The sequence below is a fragment of the uncultured Nitrosomonas sp. genome, from assembly GCF_902826915.1.
Lineage (GTDB): Bacteria > Pseudomonadota > Gammaproteobacteria > Burkholderiales > Nitrosomonadaceae > Nitrosomonas.
This window is the reverse complement of the sequence record NZ_CADEGP010000002.1, coordinates 19,698-42,433: the sequence shown is the minus strand read 5'-3', so window position 1 is coordinate 42,433 and position 22,736 is coordinate 19,698. Positions and strand designations below refer to the sequence as shown.

The window sequence follows — 22,736 nt, the reverse complement described above, 5'->3', positions numbered from 1 at the left end:
CTCACGTGTGTTGATGTGAATATGAATTTGCATTACTTTTTCAGAGAAGAAATGGGCAGTTTGTAACAATCTTTAACTATGACTATGCTTATCTTCGTCTACCTGGATCAAGTAGATGAGGGTGATGACAGTAATCATCACTAAACGAAATGCAGCTTGCTGACCATTGGCGACTTCTGATTGCCACATTAAAAACCACTCCCCACCAATGGCCATAAATCCGGTGAACCACAGTAAGAAACCGAGAGTGAGGCCAAGTATTGCCAAGCTTTTTGCTTGATTGAAAGATGATGGATTTCTGATGTTCTGGCATAAGCGCAAGCCACCCAGCCAACATAGTCCAGCAATCAGAATTTCAGTAACAATGATCAGGCCATACGCCGCATGATGTAGAGAAGGAGATTCGATGGCCCGCCAGCGACCCTGATTATCAGGAAAAGTCGTATCCATCAACAGAACATGTGCAGTGATGGAGAAATTTGAGTTGTAATCGGTGAGGTTATTGAATGCTACCAGCGATGTGTACAGCGCAAAAGCCAATACCATCACAGTTTTTGACAATCTTGCGTACATGATAATACGTTTATGCTGGGATATTTGTTAACCTCGGCCAGCGCTATTCAAACAACGATAGGCCAGCCGGGATAGGATGCAACAAATTAGGAGGCTTGCTGAATGCCGGCTAATAACCATGTCGCATCTGGGTCCTTGAGGTCTTTCTGTACATGCCAGATTTCATCAAATGCTTCCGGTTCGCCATCAGGTAAGTCTTTCAGTTGACCGGTAAAGCGGACGCTTGCGATGGCCATGTCATCAGTTGTTTCAACTTCTAACAAATTGGCATCTATGAACATGACCTCCGTTCTTTGTTGCGCGTCGCCCCGTTCATTGACCTGTGCGCTAATTTCCGCCAGCATCTCAGGCGTTGTGTAGTCACGAATTTCATTGATATCACCATGGTCGTGAGCGGCCTGTAAGCGCATAAACGAAGCTTTTGCATTGCGTAAAAAGGGCTCCACTTTAAAATCTGCGGGAATATTAGGCTGCCGATAAGCTGCTTGACTGCCCGCAGTTGTGGTTCCGGCAGGGGGCGTGAACGCCGGGGTATTGAAGTTGTCGCGTGTATTGGTATTCATGCCCGAGTATTGCATGGAAGGCGATTGTTCAGTCTTGGGTTTGCGCAGCATACGAATGATGAAAAACACAGCGCCTACGAGTAATAGGATGGTTACGATATCCATCATGTTGATGTTCTCAAACGCGCCTCCCATAAAGAGTGCAGCCAATAAACCACCGGCGGCCAAGCCGGCTAGTGCGCCACCCCACTTACTGCCACCCGCAGCGGCTGCAGGTGCTGCGGCAGGCGCTTGTTGAGGAGTGGGTGCGGCTTGTTGCTGATTAACGGATTGACGTTGTTTGCCGAAACTTTTGCCACCGCCCATGCGTTTTGCTTCCGCATCAAAAGCAAGTAAGCCAAAGCTGAAGATAGCTAAAGTTAGAAAGGTAAGTGTTCGCTTCATAATAATCTTCCAACTGTATTGTAAAGCGTTGAGTATAGCATCGGGTTTGTGTTGCCAGCTACATTGAATTTTTAGCTGAGTAAATTCTGCGTACGGTCTTTTTGTTGCAAAAAACACAGAATCTGATTTTCTAGCGTAATAATATTAGGCGAGGAATTGCCTCACTATCAATCCATACAATCGCATTCTGATTAAATTGCTGTCCGATTGAACGGGCGGTATTGAGATCCAGCCCAGGGACAAAAAAGCTTTTCTCAGGCGGCCATTTGCCAGATGGATCTACATTCAGGCTTTCAATCATCGCGTAAGCATGGTGATTCAAATAATTCCTGAGTAATTCGTGTGCAATTAAGTTTGTTTCATTGCTTACGAGTCGGCTACATGGGTTATATGCGCTGATTATGGCAGCGAAGGATTGTTTAAGTGTTTCAAGAAGTTTGGTGAGTGGTTTTGAATGCTGGCCGATACGTAGGACAATTGCATCTGAACTAGTCCCAATCTGATAGTGCGTATTATGGTAGCTGGCGGTAAGGCTTTTAGCCACCAATGATCGGATCAAAGTCGTTGGTTTCAATAGCAGCGTGCATAACGCTGCATGAATCTGCGAGTTTGTTAGTGATCACCGTGATCTTGATCGTGACTATGGCCATGATTATGGCCGTGATCTTGCGCAGCTTTCATGAGATCTTGATGTTGTTCAGGTGTCATGTGACCTAACTTTAGAACAAAGGCCACCATTCCCCAAATAGCCTGATCATCATGGCTTAAGCCCCACGCTGGCATGGCGGTCATTTTTAATCCGTTCTTTATTACCCAAAAATGTGATCTGGCGAGCTCCAATTGTTTGACTGGATCGTTGATAGGTTCGCGTTGATGGAATATGGGTGGCTGAGGATACAAACCGATTGAGAGCTCTGTCGGCTTGATACCGGGTGCCAAGTGGCAATCTATGCACATGGCGCCATAGTCTACGGCGCCTTGAGCAAGTAGTTCTGTATCTTCCAGTGAAGGTACTGTCAAGTTTTTGGCGCGTGCCTCAATGGAACTTTCGCGCACCCATTCGATGATCTTCTCAGTGATGCCCCAGTGTTTTTCTGTGGCAGCTATATTGTAAGCGCCTGATCCAATAGCAATAATGGTTAGTATGAGTGATGCCAATAAAAGACTAAGAATTATTTTCATTTTATGACCTTATAAAAATATCCTGTGCTTAGTTTCAACGTACAACAATCCCTTTCTCATAGTACTTTTAATTTTAGTAGGAATCAATTTGCATTGCGTGAATTTGTAGTTATAGGTGTTGCAGAATTTTCTATGCCATCACTCGTGTTGTTTTTCAGTGTAGCTTTAATGCTTGCATGATTTAGATGCGGTGCAAACATTTCGATAAAATCGAAAATATAGCCGCGCAAATAACTATGGCGACTTATGCCGATACGCGTTGTGCTGGATTCAAATAGGTGGCTGGCATCAATAGACCTTAGGTTCTTGTCACGCTTGGCGTCAAAAGCCATATTAGCTAGTATGCCAACGCCCAATCCCAATTCCACGTAAGTTTTGATTACGTCTGAGTCGATTGCTGTCAATACTACGTTAGGCTCCAGTCCATGGTTTGCAAAAGCCTGGTTAATTTTTGAGCGCCCAGTGAAAGCGAAGTCATAAGTAATAATGGGATATTGATTGATTGCTTCCAACGTAAGTTTTTTTGTTTTCAAGAGTGGATGCTTGGGTAGTACAATGACACATCGATTCCATTCATAGCATGGCAGCATGACGAGTTCATGGAATTGTTCAATGGCTTCTGTAGCGATTGCGACATCCGCTTCGCCGGAAGTTACTAAAGCTGAGATCTGCATCGGACTACCTTGACGCAGGATAAGTTTAACTTTTGGATAGCGCGCGGTAAAACGCTTGATTACAATCGGTAGCGCGTAGCGAGCCTGAGTATGAGTAGTTGCGATAGTGAGAGTGCCGCTTGCTTCATTGGTAAATTCCTGCGCAATTTTTTTCAGATTGTCAGCGTCGCGTAGCATTCGAGTGGCAGTTTGAATTATCAATTGGCCGGGAGGGGTGATTTTTACAATGCGCTTGCCATTGCGCAAAAAAATATCGACTCCGAGTTCGTGTTCGAGCATCTGGATTTGTTTGCTGATGGCTGGTTGGGAGGTGTGCAGATTTTTGGCCGCTTTGGACAAATTCATATCCTGGCGAGCGGTTTCACATAAATAGCGAAGTTGTTGAAGTTTCATGGACCCGCCTAGTAATAATAAATGGTTATATACATCTAATATAATATTATTTTGATTTGTAAAAATGTATTGTTATCATAATAAACGACTAGAAAAGGAAATTGGAAGGCAGTTACTAAATCTATTTTGTCAGGTTCTCTGATCAACTCTGCTCACACTGCTTAATCAGTTGCTGTTAACACGCGAAAAGCGATTATCGTTAGTTTTTGGTAGAATAACGAATTTGCTATTCTGTGTGTTGGTTGTGCGTATATCAACGACGCCGGAATGCTGAAAGATCACTGATCGATACGGTCAGGCTTGAAAAAATCAAACAGGTGGTGAGTTGCTTATTTGTGAGCAGATTTTGGCAATTTTCCATTAATGAAACAAGGATTGATTGATGAGTACGAATGTAGAGAATAAACCTAAACAAGTGAGCTGGTTTAATGGTTGTGGCGGGCGGATTGGTATAGTAGTGGGTGAAAGCGGTGAGCATGCTTATATTGGCGTGGCGTTGAAGCATGATGAAGACGATGATGTGGACCATATTATGAAGTATGGTGCCAAATTTCCATTGGATGCGGCATTGTTGCTGCCAGTATCTAAGCATTATTCCCAAGAATCCTAAAGGCCTTTTGGGTATCTTCGAACAAATAAGCGAGGAAATTAAATATGTATCGCTATGATGAATATGATCAACAAATAGTGGATGAACGTGTCAAGCAGTACCGTGACCAGGTGCGTCGGCGCCTATCAGGGGAATTGACCGAGGAGGAGTTTCTCCCTTTGCGGCTGCAAAACGGACTATACATGCAAATCCATGCCTACATGCTGCGGATTGCAGTGCCGTATGGCCTGATATCTTCTAAGCAAATGCGCATGTTTGCTCATATTGCGCGTAAATATGACCGTGGCTATGGTCATTTCACAACACGTCAAAATATTCAGTTTAACTGGCTTAAATTGGAAGATACACCGGATATTCTGGCAGATTTGGCATCTGTGGAAATGCACGCCATTCAAACCTCTGGGAATTGTGTGCGCAATATTACGTCGGATGAGTTTGCTGGCGTGGCGCAGGATGAGGTGGTTGACCCGCGTCCGTATGCAGAGATTTTGCGTCAATGGAGCACTTTTCATCCGGAATTCGCGTATCTGCCACGAAAATTTAAGATCGCCATCAGCGGTGGAAAAGAGGATCGTGCTGCTATTTATGCGCATGACATTGGACTGGCGGTGACAAAGAATACACAAGGAGAAGTCGGCTTCCGTGTATTGGTGGGCGGTGGATTGGGGCGAACACCGATCATTGGTAGTGAAATTTGTGAGTTTGTACCATGGCAGCACATTCTGACCTATGTCGAATCTATTTTGCGCGTGTATAACCAATATGGTCGCCGCGATAACAAATATAAAGCACGCATCAAGATACTGGTGAAAGCGCTTGGAGTTGATGAATTCAGGCGTAAGGTGGAGGCCGATTGGGCTGACCTCAAGGATGGTCATGGCACACTTACCTCTGATGAAGTCAATCGTGTCACCTCTTTCTTTGTTGATCCATCTTATGAAACACTAACCGATCATGATCCAAGATTAAACGAATTCAAAGCGGACAGCCGTTCATTCTCGAATTGGTTATCGTGCAACGTTAAACCTCATCGCATTCCCGGCTACGCGATCGTTGTTTTGTCGTTGAAGAAACCTGGTGAGGCTCCTGGCGATGCTACGGCTGAGCAAATGGAAGCGGTTGCAGATTTAGCGGATCGGTATAGCTTTGGTGAGTTACGCATTACGCACAAGCAAAATCTGGTATTGGCGGATGTCAGGCAGAAAGATTTGGTCCGCTTATGGCAAGAATCAACCGAGCATGAATTAACCACACCCAATATTGGCATGTTGACCGATATTATTAGTTGTCCCGGCGCGGAATTTTGCACGCTTGCCAATGCTCGTTCGATACCGTTGGCGAAGGTAATTTCCGAATGCTTTGAAGATCTGGACTATCAACATGATATTGGTGAGGTTACGTTGAATATTTCGGGGTGTGTGAATGCTTGCGGGCAGCATCATATTGGCAATATTGGTATCACGGGTGTGGAAAAGAAAGATCACGATGAGTGGTATCAAGTTTCGATCGGTGGTGCGGAAGGCAATGACAGTTCGATTAGCAAAATTATTGGCCCGTCATTTACTTTTAATCAGGTACCGGAAGTTATCCAACGTTTGATTCATGTATATTTGCGCGAACGCACAGAAACTGAGTGCTTCATCGATACGGTGCGCCGTATTGGCCATGCGCCGTTTAAAGAGCATGTATACGCTACTGACTTTGTAGCGCAGGAAGAGAAAGTTGCTGACAAGCATAGCGTAGAGTCTGCGCAGTACGAGATTCCCTTTTATTCACCAAGGTTTTAATTGAGATGATCATAAAAAATAAAACTATCGTTGCGGACGATTGGACGGTCTTACGGTTAAAGGAACAAGATACTGCTGAGAGCGCGATAGTTGCGTCAGGGAAAGTCATTGTTCCGTTAAAAGTATGGCAAGCTCAGCGCGAAACGTTACAACAGCGCAAAGACATCGGTGTTTGGCTGGCTAGTGATGAATGCCCGGAAGATTTGAAGGGTGATATACACAAGTTTTCTGTGGTTGCAGTTGATTTTCCGAAATTCTCGGATGGCCGGGGGTATTCCATTGCTTATAATCTGCGCGCACGGCTCGGTTATAAGGGAGAATTGCGGGCGATCGGTGATGTGCTGCGCGATCAATTGTTTTACATGCAGCGTGTCGGTTTTGATGCTTTTGCGCCGCGTCCAGACCGAAAAATAGAAGATGCAATAAAGGGGCTCAGCGATTTCTCTGAGGTTTATCAGACTTCTTTTGATCCAGCCTTACCATTATTCCGGCGCACGCAACGCAAAGGGAATTCGACTGCAGGCACCGTTCAATGAGTAACTTGCAACATAGAGTTGATCAGGCTGTTGCGGTTTTGACTGAAACCGTGCGTGATTATGCGCCGGTAGCGTTTGCTAATAGCCTGGGTGCTGAAGATATGGTACTTACAGACATTATCGACCGGCACCACATCGGGATCGAAATGTTTAGTCTGGATACTGGGCGTTTGCCGCAGGAAACTTATGATTTGATGCAAACTGTGCAAGAGCGCTACAAAACTAAATTGCGTATTTATTTTCCTAATGTGAAGCAGATTGAAGCATACGTTGCGGAGCATGGTGTCAATGGTTTTTATCAAAGCGTTGATTTACGTAAAAATTGCTGCTACATCCGTAAAGTGGAACCATTGCGTCGTGCCTTGCAGGGCAAACGAGCATGGGTCACCGGAATTAGGCGTGAGCAGGCATCAACTCGTGCAAACCTGGAAGTGTCCACTTACGATATGGACAATCGCATGCAAAAGGTTAATCCATTGTTGGAATGGACTAATGCGGAAGTTTGGGACTATCTTAAACACTGTGAAGTGCCTTATAACAAGCTGCATGACAAATTTTATCCCAGTATCGGCTGCGCTCCCTGTACGCGCGCTATTACACCGGGAGAAGATATACGCTCCGGGCGCTGGTGGTGGGAAACTCCGGAAACCAAGGAATGCGGATTGCATGCCGACAAGGTAATCCAATCAAAATAACTGCGATTATTAGTAATGCCCTATCTATTTTCGTCAGAGCAATCTATCTAGGATTTGCACAAATTTTTATTTGTTGAGAAAAAGCGCATGAGTCATCACGCCTATCTGGCTAATATTGAGGGGATTCCATACCTAGTCGTGGCGATTACAAGATAGATTTGGTAGATTTTCTCTATTCCTGTCTGCGCATATAAAACACATTATGTTGTTGATGCAATGGGAGCTGTTAGGAAAATAATAAATCAAGTCAATGCGATATGAATATAATCAATCATTCCGGTCTGAAACTAAATGGATGCATTATTCTGGTGGTAGAGGATAATGAATTGAATCAACAAGTGGCCCAAGGGCTACTCGAATATAATGGAGCTGTTGTGTCTATTGCAGGTAACGGACAAGAAGCGCTGGATAAGTTGAGTAAGGAAAATTTTGATTGTGTATTGATGGATATTCAGATGCCTGTTATGGATGGTTTAGAGGCTACTAAGATGATTCGGGCTAATCCGCAGTGGTTCAATATGCCGATTATCGCGGTAACGGCCCATGCAGATCAGCATTATAAGGATTCATGTCGGAGCGTTGGTATGAATGACTTCTTAATCAAGCCAATTGATCCAGAACAGCTAGTCAGAATCATATTAAAGTGGCTGCTACCAGAATGAGCGGTTGTGGAAATTCAAAGTTTTGAATTTAGGCGGACAATATTACTGCAAATCATGATGGCTTATTTTCCCATTGTAATAAAATAATTAATAAATATCTGGAATTATGACAAAAATGGATGCAACGTTTCACACTCGACAGGAAACAATGGCTACTTTATCAAATTTTAACTTTGACTTCACAATCGCTGATCTTTATCGTCGCGATGGTTTAGTTAGATTGGATGAGGTATTTCTGGGCTTTCTTCGCACCGGTGATGAGGCGTTATATAAAAAACTGGAGCATGCGCGTGCGCATCCTGATGATTTGTTACCCAAAGACGAATCTGCATTGTTAATTGAGATTGCGCCTTGGTTGGAAGACTTTGTTGCTCGGTTGTTTAATATTGAGAATGAAGTGCAACAATTGGCGGCACAACATCATGAACTAGCTCCACTGTATTTTTGCAAGCGGCAATTTGTACAACGCCGAGCCAAGGGGAAAGTGAGTGATGGAGAATTGGCTGGCATTGATGGATTGACTCTTGAAAAGGAACTTGCTGCAGAATTTGGTGAAGCTTTCTCTGAATTAGTTTTTGCTACTAAAGTAACGCAGTGGATGGATGCGGAGGCGGATAATGAATCCCAGTTGAACAAAGCGCTTCACTATGCTGCTTGGGCACTACGAACACCGGCTGGGCAGCAACGTACGCGGCAAGGTATTTTATTTAAGTCACCTGCCAAATTGGATTTTCAGCATCTGTTGTCGCTGGAAACGGATGAGTCGGCAGGGTATCCGGTGCATCGGCTTGGTCATGTGCGTGAACGCAATGGTTTTGCGTTGACCGATAATGGAACAGATCTGATGGGAGCGCTTGATGAAGCTAATTACTGCATCTGGTGTCATGAGCAAGGTAAGGATTCATGCTCTAAGGGTTTGATACAGAAATCTAAATCACCGGATGAGCCTCTTGCTTTCAAACGCAGCGAGTTGGGCGCGCTGCTCGCGGGTTGTCCGCTGGAAGAGCGCATTTCCGAATTTCATAAACTCAAAACACAAGGCGTCGCAATAGGCAGTCTGGCCATGATCGCGCTGGATAATCCGATGTGTGCCGGAACTGGTCATCGAATTTGTAATGATTGCATGAAATCATGTATTTACCAGAAACAAGAGCCGGTTGATATCCCTCAGGCTGAGACACGAACGCTGAAAGACGTGCTGGCATTGCCATGGGGATTTGAAATTTATAGTTTACTGACACGTTGGAATCCTTTGAACTTACATAGACCGGTGCCGAAGTCGCCATCCGGCCGCAAGGTGCTGGTGGTCGGCATGGGGCCGGCCGGATATACGCTGGCGCATCATTTAATGAATGAAGGCCACACGGTGGTGGGCATCGACGGGCTTAAGATTGAATTTTTGCCGGAAGAGATCTCAGGGGTGAATTTACAGGGTGAACGGGTGCCATTTCAGGCGATCCGGCTGGCTAGTACGCTAGAAGAAAACTTGGAGCAGCGTATGCCGGGTGGTTTTGGTGGAGTGGCAGAATATGGAATTACTGTGCGTTGGAATAAAAACTTTCTCAAATTGATTCGGTTGTTGCTGGAGCGCAGAGAAGAATTTGCATTGTTTGGAGGTGTGCGCTTTGGCGGCACGTTGACTGCCGATGATGCATTTGCTATGGGGTTTGACCATATTGCTCTAGCTGCAGGGGCTGGACGACCTACTGTGCTGGATATGCCGAACGGGTTAGCGCGTGGGGTGCGTGCCGCATCGGATTTCTTGATGGGTTTGCAACTTACGGGTGCTGCGCAGAGCGATTCGATTGCGAATATGCAATTACGTTTGCCTGTGGTGGTTATTGGTGGTGGGTTGACGGCCATTGATACAGCAACTGAGGCGCTGGCATATTATCCAGTTCAGGTGGAAAAATTTCTGCAGCGCTATGAAATAATGGCAGTAGTGCAAGGTGAAGCTGCGATTCGTGAAGCGTGGGACGATGAGGAGAAAGAAATTGCTGACGAGCTTCTTAATCATGCACGAGCCATTCGGGCAGAACGTCGGGATGCAGAAAAGGAAGGGCGTGCACCGCGTATCATCAATCTGCTGCAAGCTTGGGGCGGCGCGACAATAGCTTATCGGAAGCGCTTGATTGATAGTCCTTCTTATACGTTGAATCATGAAGAAGTGGAAAAGGCGCTGGAAGAAGGCATCTGGTTTGCTGAGGGAATGACGCCAGAGCGCGTTAATGTAGATCAATGGGGACACACGCAATCGGTGCAATTTGGGGTGCAGAAACGAGATGAAACCGGACAATGGCAAAATGCGGGCAATGTAGAGTTGTCAGCACGTGCATTGTTGGTTGCTGCTGGTACTCAACCTAATACAGTGCTGGCACGGGAAGATGAAAAACTATTCAAACTCAACGGCCGTTATTTTGCTGCTTGCGATGAGGAAGGGAATCCAGTGCAACCCGCCCATGGTAATCCCAAACCAGAAATACCGATGGTGTTGCTCAGTCGTTATCGGGATGGTCAAGATGGCCGCTTTATCAGTTTTTTTGGTGATTTGCATCCATCCTATTCTGGGAATGTAGTGAAGGCGATGTCGAGTGCCAAACAAGGCTATCCCGTGGTGCATCGGGTATTGGGGCGTGTTAAGCCAAAGTTGAATCAGTCGACACAGCAGTTCTTTGCAGGCTTAAACAATCAGCTGCGTCCAACGGTTTATAAAGTAGAGAGGCTTGCTCCCAATATAATCGAAGTGGTTGTGCATGCTCCAATGGCAGCAGAGCATTTTCAGCCGGGTCAATTTTATCGCTTTCAGAATTATGCAACACTAGCAACAATTGCCGGAGATACTAGGCTGGCGATGGAGGGTTTAGCGTTGACTGGCGCATCGGTGGATATCGAGCGCGGATTGGTTTCACTCGTTGTTTTGGAAATGGGCGGATCTTCTAATTTGTGTGCGATGCTGAAACCGGGTGAGCCGGTTGTGCTGATGGGGCCTACCGGAACACCAACAGAAATCCCTGGGGATAAGACTGTGGTGTTAGTGGGTGGTGGTTTAGGTAATGCGGTGTTGTTTTCTATTGGGGCAGCCGCGCGTGCGGCCGGATCGAGGGTGTTATATTTTGCTGGTTATAAGAAATTGGTCGATCGATATAAAGTGGCTGAGATCGAGGCTGCAGCAGACATTGTCGTATGGTGCTGCGATGAGTCGCCAGGTTTTACAGCTACGCGTCCTCAGGATAAAAGCTATGTAGGAAATATCGTGCAAGCAATGGTGGCTTATGCCAGTGGTGAATTAGGTGTGCAACCGGTGGCGCTGACTGAAGCCGATCATATTATTGCAATTGGTTCGGATCGCATGATGGCTGCTGTTGGACTAGCTCGTCATAACCAGTTGAAGCCTTACTTGAAGGCAGATCATTTTGCAATTGGTTCGATTAACTCGCCTATGCAGTGCATGATGAAGGAGATTTGCGCACAATGTCTACAGCCGCATCAGGATCCGGAAACAGGAAAAATTACGTATGTGTTTTCTTGTTTCAACCAAGATCAGCCCTTGGATCAAGTGGATTTCTCAGGATTGAATACACGTCTGCGCCAAAATACTGTGCAGGAAAAACTAACAAATCGATGGGTTGACCGTTGTTTAAAAAACGGGGTCTGAGCTGTAGTGATTAATGAAGCAGAAGAAGGATCGTTACCGGATGCGTCATTGCCGGTTGATATCGCAAAAATGCGTCTGATGTTTCATGACAATTCTGTGCTAGTACGAAAGTTTTGTCTTAAATTTATTGAGGTTGCCAATGACACGCTTTCGGAAATGGAAGTGGCGCAGACTGAAAAGGATCTGTCAGCGTTGGGTTGTTTAGGTCATAAATTAAAATCTTCAGCAAGAACAATCGGCGCCTTAAGTTTCGCTGATTTATGCGAGGCGCTTGAGGAAGCGAGCGCCAATAATAATTGGTCCGATGCGGAAGCATTGCTGGCAAAGATTCCACTTTTGTTGAAGCAGATTACACAACAACTTGAGCATGAATTTGGTGAGTTGAGCGAATAAGGCGCTAGGCGGAACCTGGTCATTTTACTTCGACGATTCAAATTTTTTATCGAGAGCTTGATAAGAAGCATAGTGATTGGATATTCATCCATGCATCTTGATCCTTTTATTGGGTGTGAGCTTAATCACTGCAAGAAATTGTCTGTATAACCTAAGATCACGCCATATCAAGTTTTTCCTGATCCATTTAATGCATTACGCGCAAATTGATTTATAATCCACTACTCATTAAAAATTTAAACTCAATATTGGTTTTATCTGCAAACAGATAGGTAAGAAAAGGGAGATTATCAATGCATATAGGCATACCAGCAGAGATTCGCGGTGGAGAAACGCGTGTGGCAGCCACACCGGAGACCGTGAAAAAATATACTGCTAAGGGTGTTCATAAGGTTTCAGTCCAGCTAGGTGCCGGTGCTGGTGCCAGTATTCCAGACTCAGCCTATCAAGAGGCGGGCGCAACGATAGTGACTGATGTGGCTGAATTGTATGCGCAATCGCAAATTGTACTCAAAGTGCGTGGCCCAGAGTCCAGTGAATTAGCGATGATGCGAAAGGATGCGGTATTGCTAGGGTTGTTGTCGCCGCATCAAAAGGATGGTGTGGATGCACTAGTACAACATGGATTGACTGCATTTGCGATGGAGAAATTGCCGCGGATTTCTCGTGCGCAAAATATGGATGTTTTGTCGTCACAGGCAAACATTGCGGGCTACAAAGCAGTGATTGTGGCGGCAAATATCTATCAAAAATTCTTTCCTATGCTGATGACGGCAGCTGGTACTGTGAAAGCGGCACGAGTTCTAGTCCTGGGTGCAGGTGTTGCTGGATTGCAGGCCATTGCAACCGCCAAGAGATTGGGCGCAGTGGTTGAAGCTTTCGATGTGCGACCGGCAGTTAAGGAACAGGTAGAGAGTCTGGGTGCCAAGTTTGTGGAAGTGCCACTCAGTGATGAAGAAAAAGCCGAAGCTGAAACAGCGGGCGGGTATGCGGCGGAAATGTCGGATGATTATAAGCGGCGGCAAGGCGACTTGGTCCATGAGCGTGCGGTTTTGGCAGATATTATTATTACAACCGCGTTAATTCCGGGTCGCCCAGCGCCCGTTTTGGTCAAAGAGGAAACCGTGCAGGCGATGAAGCCAGGTTCTGTTATTGTCGACATGGCAGTTGAAGCAGGTGGTAATTGCCCATTATCCGAATTAAATAAGAATGTGTTTAAACATGGTGTGTATCTGATTGGGATTGCGAATCTTCCTGGTTTGGTGGCAGCCGATGCTAGTGCATTATATGCACGAAATCTGATGAATTTTCTTAACTTGATGCTTGATCAGGAGAATGATGCATTGAAAATAGACCGCTCAGATGAAATTATTGCGGGAACATTATTATGTGCAGGTGGGGAAGTCATCGGAAAGTCATAATCTCAACGATAACTAAGAAAGACGCTTTATCAGTTGCTGCATAGAGAAAGTACAGTTAACGAATTTTAAAGGAGTAAATATGATTGGTGAAATTGATCCGGTTATTATCAATCTAACGGTTTTTGTGCTGGCAGTTTTTGTTGGCTATCATGTTGTGTGGAATGTTACACCGGCTTTGCATACCCCTCTGATGTCAGTGACTAACGCTATTTCCGGTATTATTCTTGTTGGCGCAATGTTGGCTGCGGGGCCAACGGAGACCGACTGGGGCGTTTGGTTAGGTGCTGCTGCAGTTACGCTGGCAGCAATCAATGTTTTTGGTGGGTTTCTGGTGAGTCAACGGATGCTAGAAATGTTCAAGAGAAAAGATAAAAAAGGAAACGCGTAAATGTCAGCCAATATGGTAGCACTTGCATATTTAGTTGCTTCAGTATTTTTTATACTTGCACTAAAAGGCCTAAGCTCGCCTGAATCAGCACGTCGTGGAAATTTGTTCGGTATGGTGGGCATGGCGATTGCGGTTGCCACAACTTTGACACTTACGCAGAACTGGCTTTTGATTTTGGGATGTATTGCGGTGGGAGGTACTATCGGTGCGATTGTGGCACAACGTGTGCAGATGACTGCAATGCCCGAATTGGTTGCCTTTATGCACTCACTGGTTGGTCTGGCGGCAGTATTTATTGCAATTGCAGCGATCAATAATCCAGTTTCTTTCGGGTTGCCTGCGATTTTGCCGGCAGGTAGTAAGCTGGAATTGTTCTTGGGTACTTTTATCGGCGCAATGACTTGGTCGGGTTCAGTTATTGCTTTTCTGAAGTTGTCTGGCCGCATGAGCGGTACACCTATTGTTTTCAGTGGCCAGCATATGCTTAATTTATTGCTGGCAATTGCCATGGTTGGATTTGGTTTGTGGTTCTTTTTTAGTGAGACGACGAACTGGACCGCGTTTATTGCCATGACTACAATTGCCTTCGTATTAGGATTTCTGATCATTATTCCTATTGGTGGTGCTGATATGCCGGTCGTGATATCGATGCTTAACTCATATTCTGGTTGGGCTGCAGCAGGCATTGGTTTTTCGTTAGGTAATCCGATGTTGATTATTGCCGGATCCTTGGTGGGTAGTTCAGGCGCTATTCTTTCTTACATCATGTGTAAAGCTATGAATCGGCCATTTTTATCTGTTATATTGGGCGGTTTTGGCAGCGATGGCGGAGCAATTGTAGCTACGGATGGCACCCAGAAGACTCATCGTAGCGGAAGTGCAGAAGATGCAGCTTTCTTGATGGGTAATGCAGATAGTGTGATCATCATCCCTGGATATGGCTTAGCAGTTGCAAGAGCGCAGCACGCAGTCAAGGAATTGGCTGAGGTATTGCATAAAAAGGGAGTTAATGTTCGCTTTGCTATTCATCCAGTAGCCGGACGTATGCCTGGACACATGAATGTATTATTGGCGGAAGCTGAAATTCCTTATGAGCAAGTCCAGGAAATGGAAGAAATCAATAGCGACTTTTCAAATACAGATGTTGTTTTGGTATTGGGTGCAAATGATGTAGTCAACCCGGCAGCAAACGTTCCAGGCAGCCCCATCTATGGTATGCCGATATTAGATGCGCATAAGGCGCGTACGGTTATGGTTGTAAAGCGTAGTATGGCGGTGGGTTATGCCGGTCTTGATAATGATCTGTTCTATATGGATAAGACTATGATGATATTCGGAGATGCTAAGAAAGTCGTTGAGCATATGGTCAAGGCATTGTGATATCCTGAAAGACATTGACTATTTCTGGAACTGGAGAGCAATTGCCTGAGCGGTTGCTCTAATATATTGAACGGCATTCATGATCTGGGACTAAGTTTCAAGATCATTAAAGGGATGAGGTTTCGCAATACCAAATCCTTGCGCATAATCGATGCCAATTTCTTGTAATTTCGCGATGATATCATCCGTTTCGACTAATTCAGCAATTGTTTTGACATTAGCATCTTGAGCGAGCTGATTGATAGCTATTATTTTGGTTAAATCTTCTTCGTCGCGAAGTATATTACAAACAATGCTGCCATCGATTTTCAGGTAGTCCACTTTTATTTTACTCTGTAGATTTAATGATTCAGAATTATCGCTAAAGCTACAGAGTGAAACCAGGCAACCTAATTCATGAATCCTTTGTGTGAAGATATGTGTGTCTGCCGTACTGTCTTCTGCATCTGAAACTTCAATTTCAAAACAAAGACTAGAGCCGGCGACTTTGGTCTTTTGCAACTGATCTTGAATAAAGCTAGGGAAGGCTACATCTTTTAAAGTATCTTTGGCTAAATTAAGGTGAAATACCGAATTGGTTTCTGGATGAACCGATAGCCACTGAACGATATGGTTGATGATCCATCGATCCAGCTTGGGCATCATTTGGAATTGATCGACTAGGGGTAAGAACGAACCTGGAGGCATTAAGCTATTTTCTTCTTCATGCATACGAATCAGAATTTCATAATGCGAGGAAGATGTATCAGCAGATTTGATAGGGATTATTTTCTGGCAATAGAGATTAAACTCTTCTCCGTCAATTGCTTGAGCAATGCGTGCAGCAGTAATTCCTGATTTAGATGTGGATGGTTGATTATTTTGTTGAAGCTTTATGTCGTTATTGGTTGATGCTTCAATAGATTTTTTTAACTCTGGCTTTGTTTTATTTCCATCTTTATTGTTTTTTGAGGGTATACGACTTTTTTCTTGTGCACGAGGGGTGTGCAGTGTATAGAAGCCAATAGTTTTTCCTTTATTATCAATATGAGGAAGATATTGCTCTGTGAAAATATAGGGAAAGCCTTTGATAGATTTAAGGATTCGTTCGTTATGTACGGTTTTTCCTGTTAATATTTTTTCAATATTATTCTGGATATCAGAAAAGAATTCTGCATTTGAGAATTCTTTTAGAGAATGCCCATCAATCTGATCCGGATTTAACCCAAACCATCGGCGGAAAATTCGATTATGGTACCGACAGCGGAGCTCAGTATTAAAATAAGCCAACATAACAGGGAAATTCTCATCGATAAATTGTGATTTTATCTTATTTTCTGACGATGTTTTTTCAGCCCAAAGCCGATGTTTAATCTCATTTCCGAGTCTTTCCTTAGTAACATTGAGTTGATTGCTGAGGCTTCTGGAATTTTTCTCGGCTTGCGCTAACTGAATAATTACTATTAGTATTGTAAAGAGTAAAGAAAACCATAATGCAGTTAGCCAATGGGGCGGGAGTTCATTGGTAATATATGCATCTGCTATGATGATAAGCAATAGAATCAATGAAATACAAATAGTCAAATAGGGCTTGACGTTATTTAATAATGAGTTCTTTGGCACGATAATTCCTTATTCTTGAGAGCTTAAATTAAGATGCGTTGTTGCTATTTATAGAGTATTTTTTAGTTGATTTTTCTACTATGAGTGAAGAGTGGTTTATTAAATAGCCAGAATTTCCATAGATCAGAGCGTGTTATTGCAAAATCATGTGAGGCGATTTCATTCGATGTTGTTATGGTGAGTTGTCTAACTTTTCCGTTTTTAATTGCTGTGTATAAGGGTAGAAACCAATTGTGTTCCATATTTCTGAGAGCTTCTCGCCATCCATAAGCATTCTTGTATTTTGCTGGATTACGTAGCGAGTCCAACACTACAAGATGATTTCCTGATATTTTAGTTTGGAGCCATTTGTTAACATCTGTAGGTGGATTTGAATAATTGATATTACTAGCAGCCAGTGCTAGTGATTGAGAAAAATCATTATTACTCCATGCATGTGTGTAAGGAGAATGTATTGATTGAATTATGTTTCCTCCTCCCCAAGGCCAAATGCTATTAATGATCAATTCGCCGCGAGATTCACGAGCTTGGTTAACCGGATGCTCATGCAGAAGCATTTGGACTTCATTAAAGATTTTATGCCAGATGCTGCTGTCTTTTCCTGTCGGCAAGAAATTATTAATGTTTTTGCATGTAACGTGGCTGAGTGTGTGTGTTTGCATTTCAGGTGCCTTGGGTATTCGAATGTACCAACGATGGGGATGAAAAGCTGAAAAAATAAAATCTTGGTTACCAAGATTATGATTCAAGTCTTGTATTAATTGCTCTGCTTCTTCTGGGGAGATTTCGAAAGATTGACTATCTGCTAGCATGATATGGTTTTGTTCAATGCGAAGATGAACAGGATCGGCTCGTATCCAGAAATCTTTACTTGTTTTTGCCAAAACGGGGGCATCAAGGTGTAACATCAATGGTGCAATAGGCCAATTCCCATGTTGTTGTTCCAAATTAAACTGTTTGCATAGCCAGATTTCCATTTCAAGGGATGAATTTGTCTTGGAGAAACCTTTAGATAGTAGTGTTTCTAAAGAATGCATTAATAAACCATCATAGATTTCTGGTTGCGAAGTGTCAGACCAAAATAGATTGGGAATTAGAAGGTTAATATTCATTGAGGGGAATGAAACACTCCAAAAAGGTTTTGTAAGGCAAGTGACCATATTGCTGCTGATACAAATGCGAGGTAATGCTGTATGCAGGGATAGGGTTACTTGCCATCATGGAAAGGTATTGTGTTTACACGTATAATGCATCGTATAGAAAGAACGAGTTTATTTTAGATTGGCAGAATTTTTCTTGCAAATTGCATTTTGAATATTTGGAGATGTCATGTATCAGCATATAAAGGTGCCTAGTAAGGGTGAGCGGATTAAGGTTAATGATGATTATTCATTAAAAGTGCCTGACAATCCAATAATTCCTTTTATTGAAGGTGATGGGATTGGTGTTGATATCACTCCAGTGATGCGTAGTGTTGTTGATTCAGCTGTTGAGAAAGCTTATGGTGATCAACGAAAAATTTCGTGGATGGAAATTTATGCGGGTGAGAAATCAACGCAGGTTTATGGATCAGATGTATGGTTACCAGAAGAGACATTGCAGGCTGCCAAAGAGTTTGTGGTTTCAATTAAAGGCCCGTTAACAACACCGGTTGGTGGTGGAATTCGTTCAATTAATGTTGCTTTACGGCAGCAACTAGATTTATATGTTTGTTTAAGGCCCGTACGCTATTTCAGTGGTGTTCCGAGTCCATTAAAGAACCCAGAAAAAACAGACATGATCATTTTTCGTGAGAATTCTGAGGATATCTATGCGGGTATAGAGTGGGAAGCAGAGTCAGAATCTGTAACAAAAGTAATTAATTTTTTGGTTAAAGATATGAGGGTGACGAATATACGTTTTCCTCGGTCTTCTGGTATCGGTATTAAACCGGTCTCAAAAGAGGGAACGGAGCGTTTTGTCCGTAGGGCAATTCAGTATGCAATTGATAATAAACGTGATTCTGTTTCTTTGGTGCATAAAGGTAATATTATGAAGTTTACTGAGGGTGCATTTAAAAAGTGGGGATATGCATTGGCAGCCAATGAATTCGGAGCAGAATTGTTGGACGGTGGGCCTTGGATGAAGTTGCCTTCGACACTGGGTGGAGTTGTTATCAAAGATGTAATTGCTGATGCTTTTCTTCAACAAATCTTGCTTCGTCCAGAAGAGTATGATGTTGTTGCAACTTTGAATTTAAATGGGGATTATATATCCGATGCTTTGGCTGCGCAGGTGGGTGGAATAGGGATAGCGCCTGGAGCCAATCTCAGCGATGTGGTGGCAGTTTTTGAAGCAACACATGGCACAGCACCAAAGTATGCTGGTAAAGATCAAGTAAACCCTGGTTCAATAATATTATCGGCAGAGATGATGCTGCGACATATTGGATGGGGTGAAGCAGCCGACAAAATTATTAAATCTATGGAAAAGACTATCCAGGACGGAATTGTTACTTATGATTTTGCCCGGCAAATGACTAATGCTAAGAAAGTCTCTTGCTCGGCTTTTGGTAATGCGATGATTGATTCCATGAGCTAATTACTCATGGATGCTATTTATCCGGTTATAAATAAGGAGTGAGTTCGAAAGTGAACCCCTTGCTGCGTGCAATACAACAAAGCAAAGGGGCTATTATATAAGAGTAAAAGAAAATTATTGTTATTGTTTGGCCAGTAGTTATGAAAGTTAAGTGGCCTGGATATTTGAGGCTTGTTTCCCCTTTGGTCCTTGAGTGACATCGAAGCTCACTTTTTGACCTTCCTTAAGGGTTTTAAAACCAGACATAGTGATTGCCGAGAAGTGTGCAAACAAATCCTCGCTACCGTCATCAGGAGTAATAAAACCAAAACCTTTAGAATCATTGAACCATTTTACTGTACCTGTTGCCATTTCTACTTCCTATATAAAAACTGGGCCGGAAACCCTGATACTATTTGAAATTTAAGATTACTTATGGATAAAATTGATCCGTAAGTAATCTTAAAGTCAAACGCCATTTGCTGTTTTACGCAAATCCTAGGTTAAAGTCAAGCGGTTGCACCATTTTTGTGGTTCAGGGAAAGGTAATTGTCTCAAGATACTTGAAATTTTTGTCGTAATCGTTAAATATGCCTCTAGTGTAGAGAAGTCTTTTGTACTATATTTTATGATTAGAAATTTATCAGTTTAGGAAATATTCATGACGGAGAGCAAGTCTGGAACCGTTAAGCTTTCACAAGAGAAGGTGAAGCACAAGCCACCTCCTTTTTATAAAATTTTACTATTAAATGATGACTTCACTCCAATGGAGTTTGTGGTTGAGGTACTAAAGTTGTTTTTCTCCATGAGCCAAGAACAGGCGACATTAATAATGTTAAAGGTGCATACAGAAGGAGTGGGCGTGTGTGGTATATATCCTGGCGATATTGCAAGTACTAAGGTCAAGCAAGTGGTTGAATTTAGCAGAAGAAATCAGCACCCTCTTAAGTGTGTAATGGAGAAAAACTGAAATGATTGCACCAGATTTAGAAGTTAGTTTGCATATGGCATTCGTAGAGTCGAGGCAGAAGCGCTATGAATTTATTACGGTAGAACATTTGTTGTTGGCAATGCTGGATAATGCAAGCGCAGCTGAAGTATTAAATGCCTGCTTGGTGGGTATAGAAGATTTGCGAGCAGTATTGTTGGATCATATAACACGTCATACTCCTGTGATTAAAGGTGATGAGGAAGTTGATACGCAGCCTACACTGGGTTTTCAGCGTGTTATTCAGCGTGCCATATTGCATGTTCAGTCATCTGGGAAAAAGGAGGTAACAGGTGCTAATGTATTGGTATCGATATTTGGAGAAAAAGATTCTCATGCGGTCTATTTCTTGCATCAAAGAGGAGTGACTCGTTTGGATGTGGTTAATTACATCTCACACAACATTAAGAAGATGTCGCATGAGAATGATGCTAAAACTGCAAGTGAAAGCGATGCTGAACATGAATCCAGCTCTGCTGGGCTACTTGAGAATTACACGGTAAATCTAAATCACTTGGCACTAATAAATAAAATTGATCCTTTGGTGGGGCGTGAAAAAGAAATCGAGCGCGTAATACAAATCTTATGTAGACGCCGTAAAAATAACCCACTGCTGGTTGGAGAGGCCGGTGTTGGGAAAACGGCGATTGCAGAAGGCCTAGCGAAGCGAATTGTTGAGGAAAATGTACCTGAGTTACTTTTGAAGCATCAGATTTATTCGCTCGATATGGGGGCTTTATTAGCGGGTACGAAATATCGGGGAGATTTTGAGCAACGTTTAAAAGCTTTACTAAGACAATTAACTGATGATCCCGCGGCTATTTTATTTATTGATGAAATTCATGTCCTTATTGGTGCTGGTGCTGCCTCTGGTGGAGTTATGGACGCTTCAAATTTACTGAAACCGGTTCTGAATACTGGACAGTTGCGATGTATTGGCGCGACAACTTTTAGTGAGTATCGTGGAATTTTTGAGAAAGACCATGCATTGTCACGACGTTTTCAGCAGATAGAAGTTAGCGAGCCAAGTGTGGATGAGACGGTGGCTATTTTACGAGGCTTAAAATCTCGTTATGAGCAACACCATAAGGTTAAGTATACTAGCAGCGCTCTAGTTTCAGCTGCAGAGTTATCAGAACGGTATATTAATGATAGGCATTTACCAGATAAAGCAATAGATGTGCTTGATGAAGCTGGCGCTGCACAGCGATTATTGCCGAAATCGAAGAAACGCAAGGTTATTGGTAAAGGAGAGATTGAGAGTGTTGTCGCAAGAATCGCAAGAATTCCATCTCAGAGCATTTCTACTAACGACCGTAGTAAATTAAAAACCTTGGGGCGTGATATGAAAGCGGTCGTTTTTGGTCAAGACAATGCGATTAATGCATTGACAGCAGCCATTAAAATGTCAAGAAGCGGATTGGGTAATCCAAGAAAACCGGTTGGTTCTTTTCTTTTCACGGGTCCGACAGGTGTTGGGAAAACTGAAGTGGCAAGGCAATTAGCATATGCTTTGGGCGTTCACTTGCATCGTTTTGATATGTCCGAATATATGGAACGTCACGCAGTATCACGGCTGATTGGTGCACCGCCTGGTTATGTAGGGTATGACCAGGGTGGATTGTTAACTGAGGCTGTGATCAAACACCCCTATTCGGTTTTATTATTGGACGAGATCGAGAAAGCACATTCAGATATTTTTAATATTCTTCTGCAAGTTATGGATTATGGTACATTAACTGACAATAATGGGCGTAAAGCGGATTTACGTAATGTCATTATTATAATGACTACAAATGCAGGTTCGGAAGCGCTTACGAAAACATCAATTGGCTTCACAAAATCAAATTCTGCTGGTGATGAATTAATTGATATCAAGAGATTATTTACTCCTGAATTTCGTAATAGACTGGATGCGGTTATTTCTTTTGCTTCATTAGATCAGGAAATTATTCAGCGGGTTTCTGATAAATTTTTGATTCAACTTGAGAATCAGTTGCAAGAGAAAAAAGTCGAAGCAGCATTTACCGAAAGATTGCGTAAATATCTTGCGCAGCATGGCTTTGATCCGCTAATGGGTGCGCGACCTATGGAGCGCTTGATCCAAGATACAGTTCGTAGTGCGCTTGCCGACGAATTATTATTCGGACGCTTAGTCAATGGTGGGAAAGTGACGATTGATATGGATAGTGATAGCAAAGTAGTATTGTTATTTGAAGAGGAAACTGCAGTTATTTGATTGGCAGATTGAATTTTCGATTTCATAATACAAGAAAAATATTTTCTGAGCT

General features: G+C 43.2%; 21 protein-coding genes. 13 read left to right on the top strand and 8 right to left on the bottom strand.

Annotation, left to right across the window (positions count from 1 at the left end):
* Positions 1-72: 72 nt before the first annotated feature.
* The 5 genes from QZV86_RS00605 to cysB all read right to left on the bottom strand — a co-directional run bounded on the left by QZV86_RS00605 (position 73) and on the right by cysB (position 3,769).
* Entirely contained in the window at positions 73-573 is a 501-nt protein-coding gene (locus tag QZV86_RS00605) for a DUF2165 family protein (protein ID WP_295623345.1), read from the bottom strand.
* 86 nt (positions 574-659) lie between these two features.
* Positions 660-1,520 carry a Tim44 domain-containing protein gene (locus QZV86_RS00600; protein WP_295623344.1) on the bottom strand — a complete coding sequence of 287 codons (861 nt, stop codon included), beginning with the start codon at positions 1,518-1,520 and terminating at the stop codon, positions 660-662.
* 130 nt (positions 1,521-1,650) lie between these two features.
* A complete protein-coding gene (locus tag QZV86_RS00595; protein WP_295623343.1) occupies positions 1,651-2,064 on the bottom strand; it encodes a DUF3293 domain-containing protein in 414 nt (137 codons plus the stop codon).
* Positions 2,065-2,132: 68 nt separating this feature from the next.
* Positions 2,133-2,702: a c-type cytochrome gene (locus QZV86_RS00590; RefSeq protein ID WP_295623342.1), complete on the bottom strand. Its 570-nt coding sequence runs from the start codon at positions 2,700-2,702 to the stop codon at positions 2,133-2,135.
* An 83-nt stretch (positions 2,703-2,785) separates the two neighbouring features.
* Positions 2,786-3,769: an HTH-type transcriptional regulator CysB gene (gene cysB, locus QZV86_RS00585; protein ID WP_295623341.1), complete on the bottom strand. Its 984-nt coding sequence runs from the start codon at positions 3,767-3,769 to the stop codon at positions 2,786-2,788.
* Positions 3,770-4,151: 382 nt separating this feature from the next.
* Here cysB and QZV86_RS00580 point away from each other — a divergent pair, with 382 nt between their 5' ends.
* From QZV86_RS00580 to QZV86_RS00535, 10 genes are all read left to right on the top strand, one after another.
* Positions 4,152-4,379 carry a hypothetical protein gene (locus tag QZV86_RS00580; RefSeq protein ID WP_292919246.1) on the top strand — a complete coding sequence of 76 codons (228 nt, stop codon included), beginning with the start codon at positions 4,152-4,154 and terminating at the stop codon, positions 4,377-4,379.
* 44 nt (positions 4,380-4,423) lie between these two features.
* A complete protein-coding gene (locus QZV86_RS00575) occupies positions 4,424-6,166 on the top strand; it encodes a nitrite/sulfite reductase (RefSeq protein WP_295623340.1) in 1,743 nt (580 codons plus the stop codon).
* A 5-nt stretch (positions 6,167-6,171) separates the two neighbouring features.
* Positions 6,172-6,702, top strand: a complete 531-nt coding sequence (locus QZV86_RS00570) for a DUF934 domain-containing protein (RefSeq protein ID WP_295623339.1) — start codon at positions 6,172-6,174, stop codon at positions 6,700-6,702.
* Entirely contained in the window at positions 6,699-7,397 is a 699-nt protein-coding gene (locus QZV86_RS00565) for a phosphoadenylyl-sulfate reductase (RefSeq protein ID WP_295623338.1), read from the top strand. The genes QZV86_RS00570 and QZV86_RS00565 overlap by 4 nt, the downstream gene beginning before the upstream one ends.
* 257 nt (positions 7,398-7,654) lie before the next feature.
* Entirely contained in the window at positions 7,655-8,059 is a 405-nt protein-coding gene (locus QZV86_RS00560; RefSeq protein WP_295623337.1) for a response regulator, read from the top strand.
* Positions 8,060-8,207: 148 nt separating this feature from the next.
* On the top strand, positions 8,208-11,714 hold the full coding sequence (locus tag QZV86_RS00555) for an FAD-dependent oxidoreductase (protein WP_295623336.1): 3,507 nt from the start codon (positions 8,208-8,210) through the stop codon (positions 11,712-11,714).
* Between the two features lie 6 nt (positions 11,715-11,720).
* Entirely contained in the window at positions 11,721-12,107 is a 387-nt protein-coding gene (locus QZV86_RS00550; protein WP_295623335.1) for an Hpt domain-containing protein, read from the top strand.
* A gap of 293 nt (positions 12,108-12,400) precedes the next feature.
* Entirely contained in the window at positions 12,401-13,528 is a 1,128-nt protein-coding gene (locus tag QZV86_RS00545) for a Re/Si-specific NAD(P)(+) transhydrogenase subunit alpha (protein WP_295623334.1), read from the top strand.
* 79 nt (positions 13,529-13,607) lie between these two features.
* On the top strand, positions 13,608-13,916 hold the full coding sequence (locus QZV86_RS00540; RefSeq protein WP_292919254.1) for an NAD(P) transhydrogenase subunit alpha: 309 nt from the start codon (positions 13,608-13,610) through the stop codon (positions 13,914-13,916).
* Positions 13,917-15,296, top strand: coding sequence for an NAD(P)(+) transhydrogenase (Re/Si-specific) subunit beta (locus tag QZV86_RS00535; protein ID WP_292919255.1), 1,380 nt, complete (start codon positions 13,917-13,919; stop codon positions 15,294-15,296). It begins immediately after the preceding gene.
* A 90-nt stretch (positions 15,297-15,386) separates the two neighbouring features.
* Here QZV86_RS00535 and QZV86_RS00530 read toward each other — a convergent pair whose 3' ends face one another.
* Together QZV86_RS00530 and QZV86_RS00525 are read right to left on the bottom strand one after the other, a co-directional pair.
* Positions 15,387-16,841 carry an EAL domain-containing protein gene (locus QZV86_RS00530; RefSeq protein WP_295623333.1) on the bottom strand — a complete coding sequence of 485 codons (1,455 nt, stop codon included), beginning with the start codon at positions 16,839-16,841 and terminating at the stop codon, positions 15,387-15,389.
* Between the two features lie 119 nt (positions 16,842-16,960).
* Complete coding sequence (locus QZV86_RS00525; RefSeq protein ID WP_295623332.1) at positions 16,961-18,010, bottom strand: phosphoglycerate mutase; 1,050 nt, start codon at positions 18,008-18,010, stop codon at positions 16,961-16,963.
* Between the two features lie 217 nt (positions 18,011-18,227).
* On the opposite strand from QZV86_RS00525, the gene icd reads away from it, so the two are divergent.
* Positions 18,228-19,478, top strand: a complete 1,251-nt coding sequence (icd, locus tag QZV86_RS00520) for an NADP-dependent isocitrate dehydrogenase (RefSeq protein ID WP_295623331.1) — start codon at positions 18,228-18,230, stop codon at positions 19,476-19,478.
* Between the two features lie 147 nt (positions 19,479-19,625).
* Here icd and QZV86_RS00515 read toward each other — a convergent pair whose 3' ends face one another.
* The gene (locus QZV86_RS00515; RefSeq protein ID WP_292919259.1) at positions 19,626-19,829 is read right to left on the bottom strand and encodes a cold-shock protein; all 204 of its coding nucleotides are present in this window, start codon (positions 19,827-19,829) and stop codon (positions 19,626-19,628) included.
* Positions 19,830-20,118: 289 nt separating this feature from the next.
* On the opposite strand from QZV86_RS00515, the gene clpS reads away from it, so the two are divergent.
* Both clpS and clpA read left to right on the top strand, forming a co-directional pair.
* On the top strand, positions 20,119-20,427 hold the full coding sequence (gene clpS, locus QZV86_RS00510) for an ATP-dependent Clp protease adapter ClpS (RefSeq protein WP_295623330.1): 309 nt from the start codon (positions 20,119-20,121) through the stop codon (positions 20,425-20,427).
* A 1-nt stretch (position 20,428) separates the two neighbouring features.
* Positions 20,429-22,684 carry an ATP-dependent Clp protease ATP-binding subunit ClpA gene (gene clpA / locus QZV86_RS00505; RefSeq protein ID WP_295623329.1) on the top strand — a complete coding sequence of 752 codons (2,256 nt, stop codon included), beginning with the start codon at positions 20,429-20,431 and terminating at the stop codon, positions 22,682-22,684.
* Positions 22,685-22,736: the final 52 nt, after the last annotated feature.

Bases quoted from the DNA above. Each gene is read 5' to 3' on its own strand.
- QZV86_RS00605 (WP_295623345.1), bottom strand. From the start codon at position 573: ATGTACGCAAGATTGTCAAAAACTGTGATGGTATTGGCTTTTGCGCTG.
- QZV86_RS00600 (WP_295623344.1), bottom strand. From the start codon at position 1,520: ATGAAGCGAACACTTACCTTTCTAACTTTAGCTATCTTCAGCTTTGGC.
- QZV86_RS00590 (WP_295623342.1), bottom strand. From the start codon at position 2,702: ATGAAAATAATTCTTAGTCTTTTATTGGCATCACTCATACTAACCATT.
- cysB (WP_295623341.1), bottom strand. From the start codon at position 3,769: ATGAAACTTCAACAACTTCGCTATTTATGTGAAACCGCTCGCCAGGAT.
- QZV86_RS00580 (WP_292919246.1), top strand. From the start codon at position 4,152: ATGAGTACGAATGTAGAGAATAAACCTAAACAAGTGAGCTGGTTTAAT.
- QZV86_RS00575 (WP_295623340.1), top strand. From the start codon at position 4,424: ATGTATCGCTATGATGAATATGATCAACAAATAGTGGATGAACGTGTC.
- QZV86_RS00570 (WP_295623339.1), top strand. From the start codon at position 6,172: ATGATCATAAAAAATAAAACTATCGTTGCGGACGATTGGACGGTCTTA.
- QZV86_RS00565 (WP_295623338.1), top strand. From the start codon at position 6,699: ATGAGTAACTTGCAACATAGAGTTGATCAGGCTGTTGCGGTTTTGACT.
- QZV86_RS00560 (WP_295623337.1), top strand. From the start codon at position 7,655: ATGAATATAATCAATCATTCCGGTCTGAAACTAAATGGATGCATTATT.
- QZV86_RS00555 (WP_295623336.1), top strand. From the start codon at position 8,208: ATGGCTACTTTATCAAATTTTAACTTTGACTTCACAATCGCTGATCTT.
- QZV86_RS00545 (WP_295623334.1), top strand. From the start codon at position 12,401: ATGCATATAGGCATACCAGCAGAGATTCGCGGTGGAGAAACGCGTGTG.
- QZV86_RS00540 (WP_292919254.1), top strand. From the start codon at position 13,608: ATGATTGGTGAAATTGATCCGGTTATTATCAATCTAACGGTTTTTGTG.
- QZV86_RS00535 (WP_292919255.1), top strand. From the start codon at position 13,917: ATGTCAGCCAATATGGTAGCACTTGCATATTTAGTTGCTTCAGTATTT.
- QZV86_RS00525 (WP_295623332.1), bottom strand. From the start codon at position 18,010: ATGAATATTAACCTTCTAATTCCCAATCTATTTTGGTCTGACACTTCG.
- icd (WP_295623331.1), top strand. From the start codon at position 18,228: ATGTATCAGCATATAAAGGTGCCTAGTAAGGGTGAGCGGATTAAGGTT.
- QZV86_RS00515 (WP_292919259.1), bottom strand. From the start codon at position 19,829: ATGGCAACAGGTACAGTAAAATGGTTCAATGATTCTAAAGGTTTTGGT.
- clpS (WP_295623330.1), top strand. From the start codon at position 20,119: ATGACGGAGAGCAAGTCTGGAACCGTTAAGCTTTCACAAGAGAAGGTG.
- clpA (WP_295623329.1), top strand. From the start codon at position 20,429: ATGATTGCACCAGATTTAGAAGTTAGTTTGCATATGGCATTCGTAGAG.